Origin of the sequence: Fictibacillus nanhaiensis, assembly GCF_023715445.1 — a bacterium.
GTDB classification, from domain to species: Bacteria; Bacillota; Bacilli; order Bacillales; family Fictibacillaceae; genus Fictibacillus; species Fictibacillus nanhaiensis_D.
The window spans coordinates 22,942-46,701 of the sequence record NZ_JAMBOD010000001.1; the positions used below are offsets into that span (position 1 = coordinate 22,942).

The window sequence follows — 23,760 nt, forward strand, 5'->3', positions numbered from 1 at the left end:
GTTTTTATTTTGAAAAGAAAGGTAGGAATTTTATGTCCAGTCAAAAGACAACTAATCTAAATCTTCATAAATGGATTGGAACAGATAATGTCAAACGAATTGAGTTTAATGAGAACTGGGACACAATAGATGCTCAAATAAAAGGTAATTCGGATAAAACAGGCGTTCTAACCAATCTTGAAACAACAGATAAATCCAATTTAGTAAATGCTACGAACGAAATAAAACAAGAGTCTGTGGCGCATAAGGCGGATTATGTGAAACATTCTGGAGAAGCTACAACAACTAATTCAAGTAATGCATATTCAGTTACTTTGTCCCCTGCGCCGACTTCTTATGTGAATCGCATGGGTGTAGTAGTTACGATCAACGCCGATTCTACAGGAGCTGCGACACTTAATGTAAACGGAATAGGTGCAAAGAAAATATTAAAGGCGAACGGAACCGCTGTTTCTAACTTGAAAGCTAATGGAATATATACTGTTCGTTACAACCCTTCTGCCGATGGTGGCACAGGGGCTTTTATCTTACAGGGTGAAGGAGCGTCTGGTAACGCAATTGCATCTGACCTTCTCTCTGGTAAAACAGCGACAACAGATGCAGGAGAAATAACAGGTAGTATGGTAAACCGTGGTGCTATGACGATTACACCAGGAACAACAAATCAAGTCATTCCTGACGGTTTTCACAATGGTAGTGGTATTGTTCTGGGTGACCCCGACCTAATAGCCGCAAATATATTAAGCGGTAAAAATATATTTAATGTTGCAGGCAGTTTGGTTAAGGGAAAAGGATATGCAACGGGTATTGCATATTTGGATAGTAGTTATAAATTTACGGTAAGTGGTTTAGCCTTTACACCTTCGATTGTAATAGCACAACGGAATTCAACCGCAGATAGTCAGTCATGGTACAAAGTCCTTTTCAAGAATGAATTTCTTTCTAACTATCAGTTTTCGAGTGAAGTTAAAGGGTTTGGTGTAGTTCATGGTAATTCTACTGGTATGTCAGGACTATTTGAAAGAACAACAGACAACGCTTCAAACCAATCGTCATGGACTGCTAACGGCTTTACCATGTTTACTTACGCCCATTCTTATATGGGAAGCGGTATAGCGATTAAATGGTGGGCGTTTGAATAAGGGGGTTAACTTGTGAAACAAATAGGAAAGAAAGTTTATTTTGATAAATCAAATGGAAAGATTATTCAAATTGTAGGTGAAATGCAAGGGTCAGTTACCGAAACCACTATTGAAGAAGACATAGTAACCTTCACCGCACTATCTGACCGCAACCGTGAAACCTTTGATGTACTCGAATTACCATTCGGGGCGTATGCACAAGATTTTGCGGAGGGACGCTTAATCGGAATAGATATTGAAACTAAACTACCAATCTTTGAATACTTAAATCCAGAAGATCCTGCAAACCCGATTATTCCAGAAAAGCCACTCACAGTACAAATTGCAGAGTTGAGAGAACGTGATGCAGCAATGCAGGATGATCAAATTTTCATCATGGAAGTATTAGCATCGAATAATTTAGTGTAAATAGGAGGCATTACAATGGCAGAAACATTTAGACAACGAATGGTAAGAATGTATGCTTGGGCTATTTATATTGACGGTACAAGAACGTTTGCAGGAACGGCAACTACTTACCATGAGGAAATTAAACAATATACAGCAGCGAATTTCACAAAAGAGCAAATTGATAATGCATTAGCCAAAGGATTCATCACTCAACAAGAGTTTGAAGAGACTTTAGCTTATACAGCAATAGTTGTGACGGAGTAGGATCATGATGCGTCACAGTGAAAAATGAATACATAGAAGTTTGGAGGGCTAATTTTAGTCCTCTTTTTTATTTTGGAAGGAAGTTGGACAGTGGATAAACTAACAATATTTAAAACTATATCAGCAGGAGTGGGATCTTTCATTTCTTATCTAGTGGGCGGACTAGGATTAGCATTTGTAACCTTATTAATTATGCTAATTGCCGACATTGTCACAGGTGTAATGGTTTCATGGCAAAACGGAGAAGTGAAAAGCTCAGAGTTTAGAAAAGGTCTAATGAGAAAGGTATTTGTGATTATTCTTGTAGGACTTTGTTACATGTTAGATATGACAACATTTAAAACAGGTATGTTGGGTGATGGCGTATGTGTTGCTTATATTATTAACGAATTTATAAGTGTTACGGAGAACGGTGGAAAGCTTGGCGTTCCGATTCCGCAGAAAATTAAAGATGCTATTGCTGTCTTGAAAGGAAGTAAAGGAGAGAAGAAGTAATGGGAAGAGAAATGTATTTAAAGGTAAACCCATATACTAATCCAGATATAGTTATTACAGAAGTAAGAGGCGTGGTATGGCATTATACTGCATCTCCAGGAGCAACAGCCGAGAACATAGCAAAATACTTTAACGGAACATGTATTGTTAATAAACGATACGCTTCAGCACATGATGTAATTGATGCAAAAGAAGTTATTAACATGATTAAATACAATCGAATCGCTTATCATGCACATGATAGAAATAGACAAAGACTTGATCGAAGACGTTATGGAAGTAATGCGAATTTCACGACTCTTGGTGTAGAACTTTGTATTGATAAAAATGGAAAACTACAAAAAGAAACTTATGCACTTGCAGTCCTGCACGGTGCTTTTTTAATGAAAAAATTTAACTTAGATCCAATTGAACACAATTTCATGCACTTCCAAATAACAGGTAAGAACTGTCCTGCTTTTTGGGTAAGTGATCCTATAGGATTTGAAAAATTTAAACAAGATATAGCATCTGCAATGAAACAGTCTGATAAGGTTGTAGAACCTATAAAGAAACCTACAACTAAACCAGCTATTAAGAAATATACATTACCGACAGGTATTGTAAAATTAGGTGACAAAGGTACAAAAGTTAAGCAATTACAAACAGCCTTAAATGCTGTGAAATTTAAACTTAAAGGTAAAGTAGACGGTATTTTTGGACAGGATACTTTACAAGCACTAAAAAGATTTCAAAGTGTTCACTGTAATCCTGTAGATGGAATTTATGGAACTAAATCAAGAGCAGCATTAAATAAATTACTAAACAACTAGCCTATCTCTATTTAGAGGTAGGCTTTTCTTCTTTTATGAAACTATTCCCAGTAAAAAAATGTATAATTGAGAAGATGTAAAATTGGGAGGGTTTATTTATGAAGAAATGGTTAGGAACATTAGTATTAATTTTAACACTGTTATTGATTCCTGCATGTTCAAGTGAAGGAGATACATCTTCAGATAATCAAGAGGAAATAAAACCAGTAGTAAAAGATGAAGCTGATTCAACTGAGGATGTTAAAGAAGAGGAAAAAGAAAAAACAGAAACTTCAGTTCCTCCTGTTAAAGCTGAAATTACAAAAGATGAGTTTAATCAAAAGTTTAAGTTTGAAGTAGAAGAAGAACAGTATGAAAATGGGAAATTTGAATTGGCAGACGGATCAACAATTAATGCAGATTACTTTTCTTATGGTGAAAATGAGTTATTTGTATACGCACTAGCAATTTTTCATGAGGGCAAGTTATCTGATATTCAGTTTGAAACTGAAAAAAGCCAAGAAGAAGTTGCTGAAGCTTTAGGGATTAGTTTTGAGAATGCAACTGTAGAAGAAAATAATTATGGATTTGAAGTTAACTTTGATGAAACATTCAATGAATCTAATATTAGTGTTTATCCAAATGAGTGGGATTGAATAACATGAGAAAATTTATAAGTTTAATCGGTTGGTTGTTTATTATTTCTGGTTTAATCATTGGAACTTATCTCTGTTTATATTTAACAAAACCAGTAGTGGAATATGGGGTTACTTATTATGATCCTCATCCATTAAAGGTACTTTATGGTCTAATTACAATTGCAATTGGTATATTTCTCGGTTGTGTGCTGCTAGGGATTTCAGAAATTATTAAAACAAAATTACGAATAGTAAACAACCAAAAGCAAACGCCTTCCAATTAAGGAAAGCGTTTTTTATTTAGGTTTATGTGTACCAGTGTAATCGAAATAACCAGAATTAATCTTTTTGCTATTCTTTAATAAAACCTCTTTCAATTCTTCATCAACTTCTTCTGAATCAATTTCTGTTGGATATTCCAAAGTTACTATTCTAGCCATTTTAAAATCCATAACAGATATCTTCCTTAATCCATGATTCTTTACAGCAAACATAATGTCATATCTCATCTTAAACACGCTCCTTTATTTGCGAATGTTTGTTCTTATTCTATCGAAAAGAATGTGTAAAAGATATATATTTCTTACTCGAATATTGCCCACTCAATATCACTAACTCTTGTGTCAATATCTTCTAAACTTGATTTTAACGAATCATTTTCACTTAAAACAGAGTCATAGTCAGATTGTAGTTCAATTAGTTCTACCTCTAAATCAATGATCTTATCTTCTAACTCTTCAATACTTATTTTAGGTTCTGAATTAGCTGGTTCGGCATTTTTAAAATAATCAATAGTACCAGTTACAATGAAATATGCACCTATAAAGGCAACTACCCACACACCACGTAGTAATATTTTTTGCCACATAGTCTTTAATCCCTTCTAATCTATCTTATTAAATTACAAATACTTAACCTCTTTGTACCAAATAAAACAAATTATGTAAATGATTGATTATGAATATCTTGTATATTGAATGACATAATTAATTTCACTAACCACATATAAATAAGAAAAATGAGGAGGTATAACATGGCGGAAATAAATACATCTGATCAAAATGAAGAAAAATTGAGCAGGGTAGCAAGATTGCATTTTTCTAATAAAGAGAAAGTTGAATTACCAACAGATTATTCTCAGAAACTTTGGGAAGATTTAACCGAAGGAAAGATTAATGTTAATGGTTTTCTAACAGTAGGAAAAACAACATATTCATTATTTCAAGTTACAAAGATTGAATGGTATGAAGAACCGTTTGAGTATAGTTTTAATCATTTTCAATTGTTTCCAGAGGGTGAAGAAAATAAAAAACATAAGCTGATAATAGAACCAGTAAATAAAAGAAAGTAAGAAGGAATGGGTATGGTATTGATTAATAAAGATGATACGAATACAGTAGAAGAGTATATTCAAGAAACAGGTAATAAGGGTAAAGGAAGACAATCAGTAGAAGAGTATATTTCCGAAACTATTGAAAAGGGCAGATATAAGACTACTAAAGAAAAAGAAGTTGATGATTATATTTACGAAACAGGCGATAAAGGTAGAGATGCTTAAAGAATAAAAGTTGTATGGTTGAATTTTTACATTTATAAAGGTCATTTATATTTGGTTGATCTTTTAATTTTACAATTAAAGGAAAGAACTTCCTATATGTCAAATATACTGGTTATAAAGACTTATAGGAGGTTTTCTATGTACATAAGTAAAAAGGTATTGATAATTTTAGGTATAGTAATTACTTTGCTAATTAGTTCTGATTTCTTACTTGATTATTTGAAAACAAACAATTCCACTACTAATATTGCAAAAGTAGAATTAGATGAAGATACTTCTGAAAAAGTTGATCGACAGAAAGAAAGATTTATTACTTTATTTCAAGATGAAGATTACAATACTTTGTACAAAGAAACTGGAAATCAAGAAACAAACTTTATAAGAGATATGCATTCGATTGCCACTGCATTTCAAAAATTTAAAGAAGTACAAACGAAACATGATTCAGATACCTACTACTCAGATATTGATAAACTAAATGATTATAATGTGATAGTTGATAACTTAAAATTTCTTAAAGAAACTCCTAATGAAATTAAACCAAAAGTGGATGAATTACTGGATTATGGACAAAGAAATTATCAATGGGTTTATAATGCTAAAAATCCTGAAGATAAAGGTAATGGTGTTCCTACTATTGGAATGACTAGGTATGAAGTATTAAAAACTACTTGGAAAAATCCATCGGATATAAATACTACAAAAACTGCTTTATCTATCAATGAACAATGGGTATACGGTTTGACTCGTTACCTATATTTTGAAGATGGAAGATTAACCTCAATTCAAAACTAAGAGCCGAATTAGGCTCTTTTATTTTAATAATTTGTTTAAATAACTGAACATTTTGACAAATAAAAATTTATGTGTTTATAATGGCAACTGTTAAAGGAGGTTGTCATGGCAAAAAACTATTGGAATAAAAAAGAGCTTTTAATATTGAATAATTGTTTTGAGGAAATGGAGTGGGAAAAGTTTATTGTATTACTTGCTAATAAAACAGAAAAACAAATCCTCAAAAAAGCAAATAACTTGGGTTTAAAAAGAGAACCTGAAGAAGTGGATTGCTATTACGATGAAAAAGAAAGAGGATGGGTAAAAAAATCAAGACATTTTGGTTCAGAGCAGATTCATCCAGTTTCAGCAATTTTCCCCTGTGAAAAAGGTTTTACATTTGAAGAAGTTCATAATCGCTTTGTAGAACACGCAACAAATGTTTTTGTAAAAAGTGCTCGAATAAAATATAGAAAATTCTTGGAAGAAACATATTACCCACACAATGAAAAGTTGTTTAGGTTGTTTTTCGACATTGAATTCTATTCTTTTTGCCGAGAACAAGTACCGAATTATGAGGAAAGGATTGATGAAATAGTAAGTGAATACAAAAATAAAGACTAAGGGAGGGAAAAAGGAGAAATGGGTAAGTACATCCTTAATGGCATAGAATATCACGTAACTCAGGATTCAGAGAGGATTTACTTTACAGATCAATCCGATAGAAAGAATAAAGTTCATTTCTCATTCAGTAAGGATTCAAAGAAAAATAAAATAGCAAAAGAAGGGATGGAAATTTTTTGGACTGAATTATATAGATGAAACAAAACCTCCAAGAAATCTTGGTGGTCTTTATTGTTTATATTTTATTATTCCGACCGATATACAGTTCGGAGGATGATATTTATGTTGGAAATAGCTAAAAAAAATAAATTGGTTGTATTAGCACTTTCTGTAATTTTGGTTTCAGCTACAATTGGGAAAGTATCTTCTGTTGCAGCAAACATTATAATTTTTATTATGTTTATTATTTACTTTTTTTTAGTTTCGAAAGATTTAGCTATGCATATTTGGAGTATTTGCTGTTATTTAATTCTAGCTCCATTAATTTCGTTTGGATTTTTAGGGACACTAATAATAGAAATTACAACCGATGTAAATAAACAAATAGCAAATGAATTTGTAGAACAAGAGTATAAAATTTTATTTGTGTTCATTTTACTGATTTCTACTTGTTTTATTTTACTTTTTAAAAATGATGAGTTCTTTTTAGATAGAGTTAAAGTTTCTACTAGAGTAAACAATGCTTTCTTTTTGATACTAACATCATCAACAATATACTATGCTTATTCAACAAATGATTTTTCACACATTTTCCCAGAAGATACTTTACTATCATTAAAAGAATTCAATCTTGATGCACGTTCTGCCTTTCTTACTGGAATCAATTTTATTTTTTTACCTTACTTAATTTCAAACGCTATTCTTATGGCTTTAGTTGAATACTTGCAGTACAGAGAAAAATTGAAAACTACTAATAAATGAGGGACGATAGTTTGTTTATATAATATAGAGTACCCAACTGAAAATGAATTCGTACTTAAAAAGTATCCAACTCAGAATTTAAAATAGAATTCTCTTTTCAAAATTTAAAAGAAAAAGGAAGCTATAAAGGGTTTAATATTTTTTACCGAGATATATAAAAACTAATAGAAAAAAAAGACACTCATTTATTGAGAGTCTTTTTCTTTGTCTTCAATTAATTCAACGACATCTTCAATTTTACATTCGAGGTATTCACAAATACTGATAATAACTGAAAGTGCCACATTTTCACCTTTAGACATTTTTGCAAGTGTTGATGGAGATAATTTTAAATCTCTTTTTAGATCTGTTCTGGTTTTGTCCTTTTTAATTAAGGTAATTTCCATTGGTTTATAACTTGCTTTAAGTCTCAAATTATCCACTCTCCCTTTAAACATATTATACATAATTTTATATAAAAAGTTTCAGAAGTTATAGTTATTGTATAATTTATAGAACTTTTAGTTGACAATTAAATACACTATAGTATATATTTAGTACAACAAGTCGAACTTTTTTATAAAACTAAAACAATTTTTGGGGGAATGAAAAGGTGAAAAAGTATTCAGTTATGGGAACAGCAGTATTACCAGTGGAGCTTAAAATTAGTGCTGATTCAGAAGGACAGGCGATGGAGAAAGTAGAAGGATTGATTAACTCTTACAATATTATTATGCAAGAGTTATCGTTGCTCACGACGGTGGGTAACGTACATAGTCTTAAGGCACATGACTTTGAAATAACTTGGGAATCCAGTGAAGAAGAATAATTAACCATTCTTTGATAAAACTCTATTAAAACTAGACAAACCTCTATTAAAAATGGTATATTTTTCTCAATAGAAAAAGTGGTGAAAAAACAGTTGAAAAGCTTGATATATCAACGTTTTGATGCAGATGGGTCAAAAGCCTTCTCAAAAGAAAATCAATCAAATGATGCAGGCTATGAACAAACAAATGAAGTAATTGTACAAGCACCCTGAGTGAAATCGGGTGCTTGTTTTCGTTCTTAGTTGTTTATGGATACGCTAATTGTGCCAGCAAAGGATGATGGTTGTGAACAATATACAAACAATCTCTATAGAGAAAATAGATTCTGAATCACATCTGCTTTTTGATGTCAGATCGCCTAAGGAATATGAAGAGTATCATATCCCTGGCGCAAAATGCTTAAGTATCTTTTCAAATGAGGAAAGAGCCGAAATTGGAACGATATATAAACAAATCAGCAAAGAAAAAGCAATGGAACGGGGACTGGAGATCGTTGCTCCAAAACTGCCTGATTTTTTTAAAGAAATAAAAACCGCCATAAAAGAAAATCCGGAAAAACAAGTAGTCATTTATTGTGCCAGAGGCGGCATGCGTTCAAAGAGCATTTCACAAACGATGGCTATGATGGGTCTTGAAAATCTACAGCTCGAGGGCGGTATTCGTTCGTATCGAAAACAGATTGAAAGAATGTTTGAGAGTTATGTTCAATCGCGCAAAAATATAATAGTAATTGAAGGCTATACAGGGACAATGAAAACTAAATTTTTGGAGAAACTTTTTGGGGAAGGATACCCGGTTATAAATCTTGAAGAAATGGCAGGGCATAAGGGATCTATTTTTGGAAGGATCGGAGAAGATCCCGCTTCGCAAAAAAAGTTTGAATCCAGACTTTTTGAGCGGTTAAAAGAGCTTGAACATTCTCCTGCATTAATTATCGAATCTGAAAGCAAAAGAATCGGCAGGGTTGTAGTACCTGATTTTTTACTAGAAGGAAAGTACACAGGTACTCGAATTCATATAGACATGCCCTTTTATTTACGGGTAAAGTATATTTGTGAAGTGTACGATCCATTGTTGCATAAAGATGAGATTGAAGAGGCAGTAATAAAACTTACGAAAAGAATTCAGCCTGCTATCATGACAGAAATAAAAGATGCACTTGTCGAACAAGATTATGAAAGTGTGGTTTCATTTCTGCTTGAAAATTATTATGATCCAAAATATGAATTTGCAGAGCAAAAATATCAAAGTCAATCAATTAAAGTGTATGGAGAATCTTTTGATGATCTCTATGATCAGATTAAAAATAAAATAGATGCGCAGCTTTTGCTAAATACTTAAGACTTCAATTATGAGGTCTTATTTTTATGAAACTTTTCTCTTTTCCGAATTTTCATATATTGGTAAACTATACTTGTTTTGAGTAACGAACAAGGGGGAACTGGCGTTGAAAGTTTTTAGGCAGTTGATGTGGTATTTTAAGCAAGAAAAGCTGCGATATATAGGTGGAATAGCGATGCTGGCTTTAGTTTCGCTGGGATTATTAGTGCCGCCTAAAATGGTAGGTCTTATCGTCGACCACATTAAAGAAGGAACGTTAACGGATAAACTATTATGGCAATATGGAGGATTACTTATAACAATTGCCGTTGGAATCTATGTGCTCAGATATATATGGAGAATATTAATCTTCGGAGCAGCTGTGAAGCTTGCGATGCTTCTAAGAAACCGCCTATATGAGCATTTCACAAAGAAATCGCAGGAATTTTATCAAAAACGACGTGTAGGCGATTTAATGGCTCATTCCACTAATGACCTTCAAGCGATTCAGCAGACAGCTGGGGATGGTGTCTTAACTTTAGTTGATTCATTAATGATGGGAGGATTCACCTTAATAGCAATGGCATCAACAATCAGCTGGAAATTAACGTTAGTCAGCTTGCTGCCGTTGCCAGTAATGGCATGGGCAACAAATAAATATGGAACGATGCTTCATAAAAGATTTCATAGTGCGCAAGAAGCATTTTCAACTCTTAACGATAAAGTACAAGAAAGCATATCAGGAACACGGGTCATTAAAGCGTTTGGTCAGGAAGAAGAAGATATTCATAGTTTTACAGCATTATCAAAGGATGCAGTTAAAAAGAATATGGCGGTTGCCCGCATCGATTCTTTGTTTGATCCGACTATCTCGCTGATTATTGGTTTTTCATTTTTTTTAGCTGTGAGCTATGGATCCTCTCTTGTTATTAAAAATGAACTGACAATTGGTGAGCTGGTCTCGTTTACTAGTTATCTCGGTCTATTAATCTGGCCTATGCTTGCATTTGGATGGCTGTTTAATATCGTTGAAAGGGGAAGGGCCTCATACGATCGTATAGAAACTCTGCTAGCTGTAGAAGAAGAGATTGATGATGACGGTTTAATCAATACCATACCAAGGGGGAAAATAGATTTTCAGCTTGAGGAGTTTTGCTATTCGGCTGGTACACGAGTTTTAAAAGACATTAACTTTACACTTGAAAAAGGGCAGACACTAGGAGTAGTAGGCAGAACGGGGAGCGGCAAAACGACACTATGCAGATTGCTGCTTCGTGAATATCACATAAAAAGAGATGATATTGTGATAGATGGAAAGGATATCTGTGATTACCGGCTGGATGCTTTAAGAGCCGCAATTGGCTATGTGCCCCAAGATCATTTTTTATTCTCAGCAACAATTGCAGAAAATATAGCGTTTGCAAAAATAAGTTCTCCCTTTCCTGATATTAAAGATGCTGCAGAAACGGCATCCATTCACAAAGATATTGCTCAATTTAAATATGGATATGAAACGGTTGTAGGTGAACGGGGAGTAACCTTATCCGGTGGACAAAAACAAAGAATATCTATTGCAAGAGCTTTGTTAATGGATCCTGAGATCTTGATCCTTGATGACTCTCTGTCAGCTGTAGATGCCAAAACAGAGGAAGAAATTCTTCAAAAATTAAAGAGAAAACGTCAAAACAAAACGACGATTATAACCGCTCACCGGCTTTCTTCGATTGCGCATTGCGATCTTATAATCGTTATGGATGATGGCTCTATTATCCAAAGCGGTACACATCAGTCATTATTATGTGAAGAGGGCTGGTATAAAGAGACTTATGAGAGGCAGGCTCTTGAAACATTGATCGCACAAGGAGGTGGAAACCGATGAATGATCCAACCAGTGCAAAACCGCTTGAAGAACTGAGTCAGATGAACCAATGGACAGTCTTTAAGAGGTTGATGGCATATACGAAAATGCATAAACAGAGGCTTGCGATTGCCTTTTCACTTTTATTGGTGGCGACAGCGGCAGAACTTACAGGGCCGCTTTTAGTAAAAACCTTTATCGATGATTATTTGACTCCACGTATTTTTGATCAGAAAGCACTTATGATCCTAAGCTGCAGTTATATTGGATTAATTTTGGTTTCAGCGGCAGTGAATTATATTCAATTTGTTCTTTTTCAATCGGTAGCCTTAGATATCATTCAAACCTTGAGGGTCCAGGTGTTCTCAAAAGTTCATTCATTAGGATTAAAATTCTTTGACCGTACCCCTGTCGGAAGCCTTGTTTCCAGAATTACAAACGACACTGAAGCAGTAAAAGATCTTTATGTAAGTGTACTTTCGACTTTCGTACAAAATATTGTTGTTCTTATCGGGATATTTGGATTTATGTTTTATCTAAACGTCAAATTAGCTATGTTTTGTTTAGGTATTTTGCCGTTTATTGTAAGTATCATGTGGCTGTATCGTAAATATAGTTCAAAATCATTCTATGAAATGAGAGAAAAGCTCAGCCAGCTAAACGCTAAGCTGAACGAATCACTGCAGGGCATGGCTATTGTTCAAGTTTTTAATCAGCAGAAACGGCTGCGTAAAGAATTTGCAGACATCAACATGGAACACAATGAAGCGCAAATGAAAAACATTAAATATAACGGTCTGCTATTAAGGCCTGCGGTAGATCTTGTTTATATGCTTGCTCTATTATTGATCTTATCTTTCTTTGGGATAAAATCGTTTAATTCTGGTGTAGAAATCGGTGTGATCTATGCTTTTATCAACTATTTAGATCGTTTTTTTGAACCGGTAAACATGATGATGATGCGGCTTTCTATCTTTCAGCAAGCTGTGGTTTCAGCTGGAAGGGTGTTTACAATCATGGATGAAACAGAGATTGCTCCTGTAAAAAAGGGAGTTGATCTTAACAACCCTTCTATTAATGATGGGAAAATTGAATTTAGGAATGTTTCATTTTCGTATGATGGTGAAACAGAAGTATTGAAAAATATCTCCTTTACAGCAAACCTTGGCCAAACCGTTGCACTAGTGGGCCATACGGGAAGCGGAAAAAGTTCCATTATCAATTTGCTAATGCGGTTTTATGAAATTAATAAAGGCGAGATATTAATCGATGATGTTCCTTTGTCTCATTTTGAAAATAGTGAGCTGCGGGAAAAAATAGGACTTGTCCTGCAGGACCCATTTTTGTTTGTAGGGGACATAGCTCAAAATATCAGACTATATAACAAAAAGATAACGGATGAAGAAATAAAGGATGCAGCACGATTTGTTCAAGCTTCAGGCTTTATTGAAAGATTACCAGATCAATACGGGACGGAAATGGGGGAAAGAGGCTCTACATTCTCAAGCGGACAAAGACAGCTTATTTCTTTTGCCAGAACAATGGCGTTTACACCGCGAGTATTAATATTAGATGAAGCCACAGCAAATATAGATACAGAAACAGAAGAAGAAATTCAGCTCGCCCTTCACAAAATGAGAAGCGGCAGAACTACTATCGCAATCGCACATAGGCTTTCCACCATACAGGATGCTGAATTGATTTTGGTTCTTCATAAGGGAGAAATTGTTGAAAGAGGTACACATCAGGATCTTTTGAGGCAGCGGGGATTATATCATAAGATGTTCCTGTTGCAGCACGGAACAGATACAATAGATGAAGTTAGCTAGCTGTGAGGAACCGGAATTTTCGGTTCCTATTTTTGTCTAAAAATTTTCGGAAATATGAATATATATATTATGGCATTGACTTATTTGCAAATTATCCTATGATAAGATAGCATACAAACAAACTGAACTAAAGGATGAGAGTGCTTTGAAGAAATATGTAATAACATCAGTGCTTATCGGAAGCGTGATAGTCTTATCTGCATGCAAGCCAGTAGATTGGGCTCAACAGCAATGGAACTCAGCATTTAATGATTCCAAAGAAGAATCAGAAAAAGATAAAGAAAAAGAAAACAACGACTCCAAACCGAACGAAAGTCAGCAAGATCAACCGCCATCAGATACAGATGAAACAGGTGAACCAGAAAACCCCCAAGAAACAGATCTTCCTTGGTTAAATGAGACCGTGACGGTTTCAGGTGATGGAAAAGCAATTGTTCAAAACTTAGATGATATGCTTATTGTCGCGAATAAAGAAAGGAATCTTCCCGAAGATTATGTGCCGGCAGACTTGGTAACTCCAAATGTTCCTTTTCCATTTAAGGAAGATCTTCCAAAAAAGAAATTAAGAAAGGAAGCAGCCTTGTCAGTAGAAGTTCTGTTTAAAGCGGCGGAAGAACAAGGATTAGAACTTCTGGCTCAGTCCGGATATCGTTCTTATGATACGCAGGTATCGATCTTCGCTTACAACGCGGATCAATATGGTGAGGAAAAAGCCAATCAAACAAGCGCTCAGCCTGGCCAGAGCGAGCACCAGACTGGTCTTTCACTGGATGTTACATCACCTCAAGTAAACTATGAACTTGTTGAAGAATTCGGTGAAACAAAAGAAGGAAAATGGCTTGCTGAAAATGCTCATAAATATGGTTTCATTATCAGATACCTTAAGGACAAAGAAGAAATTACAGGCTATCAGTATGAACCCTGGCATTTAAGATATGTTGGCGTCGAACATGCAAAAGAAATTCATGAACGCGGTATAACTTTAGAAGAATATTTACAAAAACCATAAGTATAGTATAGGACAGCCTGAATATTAGGCTGTCTTTCTTTATGATTGAACAAAATGGGTATTTTCATTAAGATAGAGAGAGAACTTATAAAGGAGCTTCTGCTAAATGACCGATTTAAATATTTGGCTTGCTTTCGGAGCTGGGCTGCTGTCTTTTATTTCACCTTGCTGTTTGCCGTTATATCCAGCGTTTTTATCTTACATAACGGGTATATCGGTTCAGGAGCTAAAAGAAGAACAAGCTATGCTTAAGAAAAGAGCACTGCTGCACACTGCGTTTTTCTTGTTGGGTTTTTCAATCATATTTATCGTTCTTGGTCTGTCCACGACGATTATCGGTGAGATCTTTGTTGAATATCAATCATTCTTAAGACAAATTGGAGCCATCGTTATTGTCTTTTTTGGTCTGGTAGTTATGGGATTCATATCTCCCACTTTTCTAATAAAAGATAAAAAGATGAAGTTCCAATCAAGACCGACGGGCTATTTAGGATCAATATTGATAGGGATAGGTTTTGCTGCTGGCTGGACACCATGCATGGGACCGATTCTTGCGGGTGTTATTGCGCTGGGGGTATCAAATCCCGCTGCATCATTAACTTACATGATTGCATATGTATTAGGATTTGCTGTTCCGTTTTTTGTTTTAAGTTTCTTTTTGGACAAACTAAAACCAATCAAGAAATTTAATCGTCAATTTATGAAAATTGGCGGCAGTCTAATGGTAATCATGGGTGTCCTGCTCTATTTTAACTGGATGACCCAATTGACCTCATTTTTAATTAATAGGGTTTTTGGGGGTTTTCAAGGTTTTTAAGAGTAACAACGAAAGGAGAAGTACATCATGCGATCACGCTCAAATGATCTTATCTTAAAAACAACCACAAATATCATCGTATTTGTAATTCTGGCCTTTTCAGTAAATATGTTATTTTCAGGCCATAATGCTCCAGGCGGAGGTTTTATCGGAGGCTTAATGGGGGCAGGGGCATTTTTGCTTTTGTATATTTCATACGGTCTTCAGCCAGTACATAGAATTTTGCCGATCAATTTCACCCATATGATTGCTGCAGGACTTCTTACAGCTGTTCTGACGGGTGCAGGATCATTTGTTTTAGGTGTACCTTTTTTAAGTCATACATTTGGATATTTCTATTTTCCGCTATTAGGAAAAACAGAACTTGCTACTGCGATGCTATTTGATCTAGGTGTTTATTTAACGGTTATCGGAGTAACGATGACGATTATCCTTTCCATTGCAGAAGATAAAATTGAAAAAGTGGAAGAGGAAGGTAACTGATCGTGTTCTTTGCAGCAAGTACTTTATTTGCCATTATCATGGCTGTCATCATATTTAACTTTCGTATGAAAGAAACGAGAGAACCTGTTACTTTCAAAAAGATCATACTTCCCCCACTGGCAATGAGTACTGGTTTTCTTCAATTCATTTTTCCTGTTTTTCACATCTCGTGGGTAGAAGCAGGGGAGGCCGTATTGGTCGGAATTATGTTTTCGATCTTTCTGATCATGACAAGCAAATTTGAAATTAGAGGTGAACATGTATACCTCGTAAGATCTAAAGCGTTTATCTTTATTATTATTGGTCTATTTGCGATCAGGCTTGGGCTGAAATGGTATATAGGTTCATCGATTTCAATCTTTGAAACGAGCTCCTTATTTTTTATCGTTGCGTTTGGAATGATCCTGCCTTGGAGGCTGGCCATGCTGTTTTTATTTGTAAAAAAGAAAAACGAAATAGCTTTATAAGGAGAAAACCCCTGAATACGTGTATTCAGGGGTTTTCTATGCGAGCAATGATTGATAAGGTTTAATATCGATATTTTTCTTCTGTAGTGTTTTAATCAGCCATTTATGATCACGTTTTGGAGTAGCGATAATATAACCTCGTATGATTAAATCCTCTGTCATTGAACTCGCTTTTTCTGCTAATGCCAGCTCACCGATTTTACCTGCTATTTTTTCTTTTGCAACATCACGGAAAAGTTCAGGCACTGGTGCGACTAATTCATTTAAAAGTTTCTTCTGATCCTCGTTCCATAAATGTATCGTTTCTTTTATATAATGTTCCTGCCAGTCCAAGATCGATTTGCCATCTTCTTTTGGAAGCCGTTTTAAAAATTTCCGGAACATAAAATAACCGCCAATAGCAAACATCGCAAATAAGAAAACGGACCATAGAACAATAAAGGTGATGAACCATCCAGACAATGCGTCCACCTCATATGTATTTTATTTGGCGGGACCATGTGGGAATCGAACCCACCGGAGACGGCACGCGCCTCCCAAAAGGTTTTGAAGACCCAGGCAAGCACCAGCTACACATCTGGCCCCAAGATATGTTGATATATCAACGTTTTTAGAGTTCAATCACTAGGTTTCCTCTGCATATAGCACTAGAATCCATCAGTAACTCACTAGGATTTATTATACAACGGAAAATTAATTTGTACAAACGTATGAGTCTATATTGTATTACAATAAATAAAAAGACGTTTTTCGGAGGACGAAATGAAGAAAGTAACGGCTGTATTACTAAAACATAATGGAAAATTGCTAATCGCAAAAAGAGATGAACAAAGAGAATTAGGTAACCTTTGGGAATTTCCAGGTGGTAAAATAGAACAAGGGGAAACTCCTGAAGAATGTCTTACGAGAGAAATTAAAGAAGAATTTCAAATAACAATTAAAGTTGAAGAGTATTATGACGAAAGTATTTATGAATATGAATTCGGTTCTATCCATTTGCTCGTATATTGGGCAAGTTGGATTGATGGGAAAATTAGTGCAACCGAGCATGAAGATTATAAATGGGTTACAGTCGGAGAACTACATAACTTTAATTTTGCTCCGGCTGATATTCCAATTGTAGAAAGACTTAGGAGGGAAGAAAATGAGTTTTCAGCATAACTTAAATCCATCTCATGTACTTACTCATAGGGAACTAATAGAAACATTCCAGGTTTCAGCATCGGGTGGAATGAGACCGTCAAAGAAAAACGGAACTTTAGTATTAATATCTGATCACACAAATGGATTATATGATGATAGGTGGGTTGAAGATGTTTTCCACTATACTGGTATGGGCCAAAAAGGTGATCAGAATCTAAACTATTCACATAATAAAACTTTAAACAATTCGGATAGTTTGGGAGTTACAGTATATCTATTTGAAGTATTCAAGCCAAATAATTATATCTATCAGGGTGAAGTTTATCTTGCAGGGGAACCATACCAAGAATCTCAACATGATGCCGACGAAAAACTGCGATTGGTTTGGGTGTTTCCACTAAAGTTAAAAGAAGGACAGCAGGAACCATTAATTGATGTAGATGCTATTAACTCAAGAGCAATAACCCAAGAAAAGAAGGTAAGGAAGCTATCAGACGAGGAAGTTGCTGAAAGAGCTAATTTTGCTCCAGACAAACCAGGTTCACGAAATGTTGTAACAAAAGTATATGAAAGAAATGCTTATATATCTGAATTAGCTAAAAGAAGAGCAAACGGTAAATGTCAACTTTGCGAAAAACCTGCTCCTTTTAATGATAAAAAGGGAAATCCTTATTTAGAAAACCATCATATTATTTGGTTAGCAAACGGGGGAGAAGACACTATTGAAAATACAGTAGCTCTTTGTCCAAACTGTCATCGAAAAATGCACTCACTGAATCTAAAAGAAGATGTTGAAAAGTTACAAGTTATAGCTAAAAAAGAGTATGTAGCGACCACCTAACACGACAAGGTGGTTTTCTTTTTATTAAACAAAAAAGCACCCGCTATGGATGCTTATTTCTGAGTTTGATTAAAGAAAACTTTTTTATAGATGTCTTCAATCATTTTCACCTTTTGTTCATCCGATCTAAAATCAGATGCTAATATAGCGTACGATCCTAAGATAACTGATTTTGCTTCATCAAGGGACATTTTGTTATGAACATAGTTTGATAGAAATCTACTTACAAAATCCATGAATCCTCCTTTAAAAATATACTTGTAGAAGCATCCGTATTAAATTTATTCGAAATCTCCCACTGCATCTTTTAATCTTATTGGAATTCTTCTAATACTTCTATTTAGGTGTTTTCTTGGCCGATCTAATCTATCTACAAGCTTTTTCATTATTTGGATATCTGTTTCAAAGGTCTCGATAGAAGTAGATTCTAAAATGTTTTGTAATTCCATTTGTATAATCTCTAAATCACGGATTAGATGTGGAGTATCATGATTTACTTCTGGCATTCCAGCTTTTCTAATAATGCTCCTTAAATACTTCGGAGGTAAAACGCTTTCCGGATCATTTAAAATTCTTTGTTGTGATCTTACTAGTTCGAGTAATTCCTCTAAAACTTCATCATTTTTTTCTTCTTTAGGTGGTTCTTCAACCTTTGTTCCTAATCGGCTTCTTAAAGTATCTAATTCTTCATCTAATGAGGACCACCAAACTTCAAATACTTTTTTAAGTACTGTTTCATTTAAAGACCTTTCTCCTAAAGCATCATTTATACTTAATAGAAGTTTTTCAACTTCATCCTTTTCATATAAAGTGGCCTGAAATTGTGTCAAAGGTCCTTTTATGTCTGAATTTTTCAACCCAAAAAGAAAAGGTGATACATTTGAATTACTGACGGTTTTTGCAAGAGCACCTGATTCAAAGTTTATCCACGGTGCTTCAATATTATCTGGTGTAAGAAATACAATTCCGAAATTTGACACTTCTAGTTCCGTAGCAATTTCAGAACTCCATCTATTTCCCTTTCTAATATCTTCAGAAGATACATATGGCTCTACAGCTTGTATTACCTGCGGTAACCATTCCCGAAAAACCTTTGCAATATCCTTACTTAATTCACCAGACCAACTTAAAAATACTTTCATTCTTATGTAACCTCCAAAAAAATTATTAACTGTACTTTAGATATAATTTCTACAATATTTTACTTTCTCCTTCTCTAATAGGAAGGATTTTCCTCTATTGATGCCGAAATTTGTAAAAAAGGAGGTGAGAAATATGTCAAACACATACAAGCCGGGTCAACGTCCAAAGGATTCAGGTCAGTTTGTTGAAGTTGGGCCACGTGGGGGCAAGAAGGGTACTACAGAAGTAACTGGAATCGAAAGAAAACCTTTGCCTCCAACATCAAAACCAGGGAACCAATGGAAACAAGTCGATAAAACTAAGCACAAACGCTAATTTAATCAAATCAAAAAAATCCCTAGCCTGGCTGGGTTAGGGAAAACATAATTTTAACTTAATTAACCATCCATTTCTTCACCAGTATCAATAAGTTTCCTGCATTGTGGGCATTGATAGTGATATGTTAATCCGAATTGACCTAATCTATAATAACCATTCATATCTATTTTACATTCGGGACATTCAAAAGAATTTACTCCATAATATCTAGGGTACATATCATTTACGATTTCTTGACTAAGTGCATTCTCATGAATTTCATTAATAACTTCTGCGATATTAATTGAATATTCTAATCCTACTTCATTAAAAAGTGGCTCAAGGTCTGAATGGATTATTTTTGGGTCAGGGCTACTAAAATCTCTATAATTTGCTGTAACAAAAATCGCTTTTGTAAATTGATTTTCTTTAAGATACTCCAATGCTGAAAGGATTATTAATGCATCCCCAGTACTGTTTTTATTTTGCTGAAAAGGCTTTTTCTGTGATAAACCCCAATCCAATACTTGTTCAATAACAGTTGGCGTAGGTAGGATTGTATGTGAGTGTCTCGAACTGGCCATCATTAAATCAATCTTAAAAATACTTTCTTCAGAAATGGATTGGATGATTGAATCCTTTCGGTCTTCTACTTTTTTAATAATTTCTAAAAACACTCTTGCTTCATCATCATTACTTACGTGATCTAGAATCTTTTTAGAATTTTTAATAGAGCCTTTGATGTTATTTTCAATATCTGTCACAATCTTTGAGTGTTTATGTCTATTCCATTCTGTCTTGATTTGTTCAGGAATAAGCAAAAATACTTTATTTTCATACATCACATAATTAAGTTTATCAATTAATTCTTTTGATGTTTTGCCCATGTTTAGCCAAACGCAAGTATCTATAATAAGACATACTTTATCTATTGTACGAATTTCACTCACAGTTTTTCTCCTTAATTGATCTATTCCTAGCAACTTACTTTATTCTACAATTTGAAACAAATTCCTCCTATTTTTTTAAAAAAGAAAATCTGTAACGTTTTCTATATATAAAGCTTTTAACCTAGCCCCCTGGATGTAGGGTAGCATTGAAACATGGCCCCTATCAGATGCCTGGAGTGAGAGATGGGTAGTTTCCCCTCCCATTCAACTTTCTTCCAAAAAGTTTCGTAAACACCCCCTATCCCTTAGTAACTTCTCCTAGACGAAACACCTTCCCTAAACCACTAACGAATGACACGGATCATTCTGAAGCGTTTGAGAGCTGATTGTTTAAAAAATTCACCTTCAGGAAAACAAATTCAAGTTTAATTTGATCATCTTTAAGGTGCTTAAGAGCTTCTTACAGGGATTTTAATGCCAGTTATTAAAAACCCTCCGCACGTTAATTCTATTCGTTAGAGGCAGAATAGAGCTTATTCATAAATATGTGCGTTATTATCTATTTACGATTGAACGGAGCAACCGATAGCACCGGACAATGATCGACCTTTACCACGACTAATCACTTAATTTATCAAGCATTTGCTTCATCTAACGACAGCAGTAATCAAATTTCTTTTAACTACTCATTGACTATTAATTAATGTTGAATAATCACAAGAAGATTAGCATTTGTGAAAGAAGATAGAAAAAAGGTTGGTATTAATTATGCATTGATCATTATAGTAGACGAACATAAAGACTGGTTAAACACTGAAAATACGTGGATGTATAAAATGGTGCATATTGAAAAATGTAACAAACCCTTAATAATACTGGATTGTTAACTGACTAGGTTCCTGAAACCTAGCTACTTAATGTGTATATTGAATGCAGTTAAATGTATACGGAAGATATGCACTCTGTAGCCCCAGTTAGAGAACGTTGATATTAAGCCAATTGCACATTTTGTATACTATATGAAATTGGAATGTCAAGGCTTTACACTTTACAGATTAGTCATATAATTAGTACCAGGTACTAAAGGTAGGTCTAAAAATTTATTAACAGAAGAGAGAGACTGGCACTTCACTATACATATTTAACTCCTTTTAATTTCCCCTAAACTATTATCTTGAATTTCCAAAACCCTTTTAATATCAACGAAAAATTAGATTTTAACTATTGATATTTAACATGAGAAAAATAACTTGAACGCAGGTACTTATGGTAAAGAGAAGAGTTAAATAGCAGAAAGTTACTCGACAAGCACTCGATAATCATTCGAGTTTAAGGTCGAGAAAATTGATAAAAGGAGTAGTGGGAAATTTGTATGGTAAAAGAAAAAAGCTCATTGAAGTAAAGCTTGATGGGAAAACGTTTGTCGGAAAGGAATGTACTAGCTGTAATAAATTAAAGTTACTAGATGAATATTCAATTCACAAAAAAGGATTAGGTGGTAGACAACCTAAATGCAAGCAGTGTCAACTAAAATATCAACGTGAGAATAAAGCTGTATATAAAAATGCTTCAAAAAAGTATTACGAAAACAACAAAAAATTAATTAGTGTTAGATCGAAATTAAAAAAGTCTTTATCGAATCCAAACTATAAACCTCAAAATAAATGGGCTAAAGCAGACATTATTAAATTTATCCAGGATCGTCACAGATCAAATGAAAGTTTAACAGATAGTTACATGAATATAAATCACGGTGGTTTATATGGTACAGCTGTTTATATTTTCGGGTCATGGAGAAGCGCCATAACAGAAGCAGGATTGAATTATGAGGAAATAAGAGGCGACGCTCTTAAAATCTCCCGACTAGGTTTAGAATTCGAAAACATCCTTAGCGAGATACTTGACGCAGTTCAGTTAGAAGTTATTAGAAACAAAAAGTTTGGAAAGTGTATACCTGACTTTGTGATAAATAATTTTCAAGGTCATTTCATTGATGCAAAGTTAAGGTTTGATAGTTATTCAACATTAAGAACAATAAATAAATACAAAGAAGAAGCTGACGTTTTAACTATCGTCTACTTAGAAGGAGATAGAATTAAAGCTTACGATAACGTAAGAGTGTTAAGTGTCTATGAGTTCATGGATAGATACCTAGATAATAAGGAAAAGAAACAAGAATTTATTGCAAAACTTAAAGAACTGGAAGCGAGGATTGGAAGCAATATATCCTGATCGCCTCGGCCAGGGAAAAGGTTAAGGGATTGGGTGCTTATTGTCTCCTGATCCTAATTTAATTAAAGTTTAAAGCAATTTTGTTTAATTTCTCGCAACAATGAAGAATGTACGGGAAGAACAAGGGACTACCAAAACAAGGGATGGATCGGAGAATGATAAAACAGTCATAAGAAAGGGTTAATGAAATGGAGACGAGCAACAATGCCCGGAAGTTTTCAATAGTAAATAAAGAAACTGGAGAAATAATCCGCGAACTGAAAGATGGAGACAAAATTATCTCCAAAAAGCAATCTGAAGCATACAAGAGTAAGGCCGAACCAGATAATCGCCACTTTGCTTTCGGGAAAATGAAACGAATGAAGGAAATCTCACAAAAATTAGACGCAAAGAAGTGCGGATATATTATGAGATTAATACCTTACATGCAATGTGGAACCGGATATCTAATAAAGGAGGAAGGATCGGTAATGAAGACAAAAACAGATTTAGCAAAAGGGTTAGGTGTTAGTAAAGTTAGCTCAAGAAATAACATTATTGACGCTTTAATGGATGCTTCTGCACTAGAATTAGATGAAATCGGCTACAAAATTAACCCTGATGTTCATATAAGCGGTACTATAACCGGAAATGAATTAATTAAATTGTTCAAAACAACTTTAGATAAGTTGGCCAACGACCTAAAACCTGCTGAATTAGGTTATTTATACAAGGTTTTACCTTACGTTCATTATCAAACTAACTTAATCTGTATTGATCCATTTGAAAGTGATCCGGCTAACTTCAAGTTTTTGAACCAAAAAGAGGTAGCTGAAGTGATTGGAATAGATGTAGATAACGCTAGAAAATTCCTGAATAAATGCCACAAGAAGAGAATTTTATTTGAAGGTTCAACTTCAGATAGGCGAGAAAAACAATATTACGTTAATCCTTATATTTTTTATAGAAAAAAAGGTTATCCGGATGACACGTTAAAGTCCATGTTTTTGTCATCTCCGTACAGTCCTAAGAAAAATACCAGGTAA

General features: G+C 34.4%; 32 protein-coding genes, 1 tRNA gene and 1 pseudogene. 26 read left to right on the top strand and 8 right to left on the bottom strand.

Translation table 11 applies throughout. From position 1 onward, the window contains the following. The first annotated feature begins 32 nt into the window (after positions 1 to 32). From M3196_RS00155 to M3196_RS00185, 7 genes are all read left to right on the top strand, one after another. Positions 33 to 1,142, top strand: a complete 1,110-nt coding sequence (locus tag M3196_RS00155) for a hypothetical protein (RefSeq protein ID WP_251320248.1) — start codon at positions 33 to 35, stop codon at positions 1,140 to 1,142. A gap of 12 nt (positions 1,143 to 1,154) precedes the next feature. Beyond that, positions 1,155 to 1,550 carry a hypothetical protein gene (locus tag M3196_RS00160; protein ID WP_251320249.1) on the top strand — a complete coding sequence of 132 codons (396 nt, stop codon included), beginning with the start codon at positions 1,155 to 1,157 and terminating at the stop codon, positions 1,548 to 1,550. 15 nt (positions 1,551 to 1,565) lie between these two features. Further along, positions 1,566 to 1,796, top strand: a complete 231-nt coding sequence (locus M3196_RS00165) for a hypothetical protein (protein WP_251320250.1) — start codon at positions 1,566 to 1,568, stop codon at positions 1,794 to 1,796. 90 nt (positions 1,797 to 1,886) lie between these two features. Continuing rightward, the gene (locus M3196_RS00170) at positions 1,887 to 2,291 is read left to right on the top strand and encodes a phage holin family protein (RefSeq protein WP_251320251.1); all 405 of its coding nucleotides are present in this window, start codon (positions 1,887 to 1,889) and stop codon (positions 2,289 to 2,291) included. Further along, positions 2,291 to 3,103, top strand: coding sequence for a peptidoglycan recognition protein family protein (locus tag M3196_RS00175; protein WP_251320252.1), 813 nt, complete (start codon positions 2,291 to 2,293; stop codon positions 3,101 to 3,103). Before M3196_RS00170 ends, M3196_RS00175 begins: the two co-directional genes overlap by 1 nt. Positions 3,104 to 3,201: 98 nt before the next feature. Next, a complete protein-coding gene (locus tag M3196_RS00180; RefSeq protein ID WP_251320253.1) occupies positions 3,202 to 3,738 on the top strand; it encodes a hypothetical protein in 537 nt (178 codons plus the stop codon). Between the two features lie 5 nt (positions 3,739 to 3,743). Then, on the top strand, positions 3,744 to 4,004 hold the full coding sequence (locus M3196_RS00185) for a hypothetical protein (protein WP_251320254.1): 261 nt from the start codon (positions 3,744 to 3,746) through the stop codon (positions 4,002 to 4,004). A gap of 12 nt (positions 4,005 to 4,016) precedes the next feature. Here the strand turns inward: M3196_RS00185 and M3196_RS00190 are convergent, their stop codons facing one another. Then, the gene (locus M3196_RS00190) at positions 4,017 to 4,229 is read right to left on the bottom strand and encodes a hypothetical protein (RefSeq protein WP_251320255.1); all 213 of its coding nucleotides are present in this window, start codon (positions 4,227 to 4,229) and stop codon (positions 4,017 to 4,019) included. Positions 4,230 to 4,303: 74 nt separating this feature from the next. Further along, the gene (locus tag M3196_RS00195; RefSeq protein WP_251320256.1) at positions 4,304 to 4,588 is read right to left on the bottom strand and encodes a hypothetical protein; all 285 of its coding nucleotides are present in this window, start codon (positions 4,586 to 4,588) and stop codon (positions 4,304 to 4,306) included. Between the two features lie 165 nt (positions 4,589 to 4,753). Between M3196_RS00195 and M3196_RS00200 the strand changes: the two genes are divergently transcribed. From M3196_RS00200 to M3196_RS00220, 5 genes are all read left to right on the top strand, one after another. Further along, positions 4,754 to 5,071, top strand: coding sequence for a hypothetical protein (locus M3196_RS00200; protein ID WP_251320257.1), 318 nt, complete (start codon positions 4,754 to 4,756; stop codon positions 5,069 to 5,071). Positions 5,072 to 5,083: 12 nt separating this feature from the next. Continuing rightward, positions 5,084 to 5,278, top strand: coding sequence for a hypothetical protein (locus M3196_RS00205; RefSeq protein WP_251320258.1), 195 nt, complete (start codon positions 5,084 to 5,086; stop codon positions 5,276 to 5,278). Between the two features lie 138 nt (positions 5,279 to 5,416). Further along, complete coding sequence (locus M3196_RS00210; RefSeq protein ID WP_251320259.1) at positions 5,417 to 6,073, top strand: DUF2845 domain-containing protein; 657 nt, start codon at positions 5,417 to 5,419, stop codon at positions 6,071 to 6,073. Between the two features lie 105 nt (positions 6,074 to 6,178). After that, a complete protein-coding gene (locus tag M3196_RS00215) occupies positions 6,179 to 6,676 on the top strand; it encodes a hypothetical protein (RefSeq protein ID WP_251320260.1) in 498 nt (165 codons plus the stop codon). Between the two features lie 282 nt (positions 6,677 to 6,958). Further along, positions 6,959 to 7,597, top strand: coding sequence for a hypothetical protein (locus M3196_RS00220; RefSeq protein ID WP_251320261.1), 639 nt, complete (start codon positions 6,959 to 6,961; stop codon positions 7,595 to 7,597). A 185-nt stretch (positions 7,598 to 7,782) separates the two neighbouring features. Here M3196_RS00220 and M3196_RS00225 read toward each other — a convergent pair whose 3' ends face one another. Then, positions 7,783 to 8,010, bottom strand: coding sequence for a helix-turn-helix domain-containing protein (locus M3196_RS00225; RefSeq protein WP_251320262.1), 228 nt, complete (start codon positions 8,008 to 8,010; stop codon positions 7,783 to 7,785). Between the two features lie 179 nt (positions 8,011 to 8,189). Here M3196_RS00225 and M3196_RS00230 point away from each other — a divergent pair, with 179 nt between their 5' ends. The 9 genes and pseudogenes from M3196_RS00230 to M3196_RS00270 all read left to right on the top strand — a co-directional run bounded on the left by M3196_RS00230 (position 8,190) and on the right by M3196_RS00270 (position 16,189). Next, positions 8,190 to 8,405, top strand: a complete 216-nt coding sequence (locus M3196_RS00230; RefSeq protein ID WP_251320263.1) for a hypothetical protein — start codon at positions 8,190 to 8,192, stop codon at positions 8,403 to 8,405. A gap of 115 nt (positions 8,406 to 8,520) precedes the next feature. Then, positions 8,521 to 8,601: pseudogene (locus M3196_RS00235) on the top strand (YneF family protein); the annotation flags it as partial. 90 nt (positions 8,602 to 8,691) lie between these two features. Beyond that, entirely contained in the window at positions 8,692 to 9,747 is a 1,056-nt protein-coding gene (mnmH, locus tag M3196_RS00240; protein WP_251320264.1) for a tRNA 2-selenouridine(34) synthase MnmH, read from the top strand. A gap of 106 nt (positions 9,748 to 9,853) precedes the next feature. After that, a complete protein-coding gene (locus M3196_RS00245) occupies positions 9,854 to 11,605 on the top strand; it encodes an ABC transporter transmembrane domain-containing protein (RefSeq protein ID WP_251320265.1) in 1,752 nt (583 codons plus the stop codon). After that, on the top strand, positions 11,602 to 13,413 hold the full coding sequence (locus M3196_RS00250; RefSeq protein WP_425310961.1) for an ABC transporter ATP-binding protein: 1,812 nt from the start codon (positions 11,602 to 11,604) through the stop codon (positions 13,411 to 13,413). The genes M3196_RS00245 and M3196_RS00250 overlap by 4 nt, the downstream gene beginning before the upstream one ends. A gap of 145 nt (positions 13,414 to 13,558) precedes the next feature. Continuing rightward, a complete protein-coding gene (locus M3196_RS00255; RefSeq protein ID WP_251320266.1) occupies positions 13,559 to 14,422 on the top strand; it encodes a M15 family metallopeptidase in 864 nt (287 codons plus the stop codon). A 106-nt stretch (positions 14,423 to 14,528) separates the two neighbouring features. Then, positions 14,529 to 15,239, top strand: coding sequence for a cytochrome c biogenesis CcdA family protein (locus M3196_RS00260; protein WP_251320267.1), 711 nt, complete (start codon positions 14,529 to 14,531; stop codon positions 15,237 to 15,239). A gap of 27 nt (positions 15,240 to 15,266) precedes the next feature. Continuing rightward, positions 15,267 to 15,722, top strand: coding sequence for a Na(+)/H(+) antiporter subunit B (locus M3196_RS00265; protein WP_251320268.1), 456 nt, complete (start codon positions 15,267 to 15,269; stop codon positions 15,720 to 15,722). Positions 15,723 to 15,724: 2 nt separating this feature from the next. Further along, positions 15,725 to 16,189, top strand: a complete 465-nt coding sequence (locus M3196_RS00270; RefSeq protein WP_251320269.1) for a CcdC family protein — start codon at positions 15,725 to 15,727, stop codon at positions 16,187 to 16,189. A 36-nt stretch (positions 16,190 to 16,225) separates the two neighbouring features. Here M3196_RS00270 and M3196_RS00275 read toward each other — a convergent pair whose 3' ends face one another. Both M3196_RS00275 and M3196_RS00280 read right to left on the bottom strand, forming a co-directional pair. Beyond that, positions 16,226 to 16,651: a DUF2621 domain-containing protein gene (locus tag M3196_RS00275; protein ID WP_276531185.1), complete on the bottom strand. Its 426-nt coding sequence runs from the start codon at positions 16,649 to 16,651 to the stop codon at positions 16,226 to 16,228. Positions 16,652 to 16,677: 26 nt separating this feature from the next. After that, positions 16,678 to 16,774 (bottom strand) — tRNA-Sec (locus M3196_RS00280). 177 nt (positions 16,775 to 16,951) lie between these two features. Here M3196_RS00280 and mutT point away from each other — a divergent pair. Both mutT and M3196_RS00290 read left to right on the top strand, forming a co-directional pair. Further along, positions 16,952 to 17,350: an 8-oxo-dGTP diphosphatase MutT gene (mutT, locus tag M3196_RS00285; protein ID WP_251320270.1), complete on the top strand. Its 399-nt coding sequence runs from the start codon at positions 16,952 to 16,954 to the stop codon at positions 17,348 to 17,350. Beyond that, positions 17,334 to 18,173 carry an HNH endonuclease gene (locus tag M3196_RS00290; protein ID WP_251320271.1) on the top strand — a complete coding sequence of 280 codons (840 nt, stop codon included), beginning with the start codon at positions 17,334 to 17,336 and terminating at the stop codon, positions 18,171 to 18,173. Before mutT ends, M3196_RS00290 begins: the two co-directional genes overlap by 17 nt. A gap of 53 nt (positions 18,174 to 18,226) precedes the next feature. Here M3196_RS00290 and M3196_RS00295 read toward each other — a convergent pair whose 3' ends face one another. Next, on the bottom strand, positions 18,227 to 18,409 hold the full coding sequence (locus tag M3196_RS00295; RefSeq protein ID WP_251320272.1) for a hypothetical protein: 183 nt from the start codon (positions 18,407 to 18,409) through the stop codon (positions 18,227 to 18,229). Between the two features lie 45 nt (positions 18,410 to 18,454). Continuing rightward, the gene (locus tag M3196_RS00300) at positions 18,455 to 19,315 is read right to left on the bottom strand and encodes a TIR domain-containing protein (RefSeq protein WP_251320273.1); all 861 of its coding nucleotides are present in this window, start codon (positions 19,313 to 19,315) and stop codon (positions 18,455 to 18,457) included. Positions 19,316 to 19,448: 133 nt separating this feature from the next. Between M3196_RS00300 and M3196_RS00305 the strand changes: the two genes are divergently transcribed. Beyond that, the gene (locus M3196_RS00305; RefSeq protein ID WP_251320274.1) at positions 19,449 to 19,631 is read left to right on the top strand and encodes a hypothetical protein; all 183 of its coding nucleotides are present in this window, start codon (positions 19,449 to 19,451) and stop codon (positions 19,629 to 19,631) included. A 62-nt stretch (positions 19,632 to 19,693) separates the two neighbouring features. On the opposite strand, the gene M3196_RS00310 is transcribed toward M3196_RS00305, so the two are convergent. Further along, a complete protein-coding gene (locus M3196_RS00310) occupies positions 19,694 to 20,563 on the bottom strand; it encodes a PIN domain-containing protein (RefSeq protein WP_251320275.1) in 870 nt (289 codons plus the stop codon). A 1,308-nt stretch (positions 20,564 to 21,871) separates the two neighbouring features. Here M3196_RS00310 and M3196_RS00315 point away from each other — a divergent pair. Both M3196_RS00315 and M3196_RS00320 read left to right on the top strand, forming a co-directional pair. Continuing rightward, the gene (locus M3196_RS00315) at positions 21,872 to 22,735 is read left to right on the top strand and encodes a hypothetical protein (protein ID WP_251320276.1); all 864 of its coding nucleotides are present in this window, start codon (positions 21,872 to 21,874) and stop codon (positions 22,733 to 22,735) included. 188 nt (positions 22,736 to 22,923) lie between these two features. Further along, positions 22,924 to 23,760 (top strand): hypothetical protein, encoded by an 837-nt coding sequence (locus tag M3196_RS00320; RefSeq protein WP_251320277.1) that lies wholly within the window; start codon positions 22,924 to 22,926, stop codon positions 23,758 to 23,760.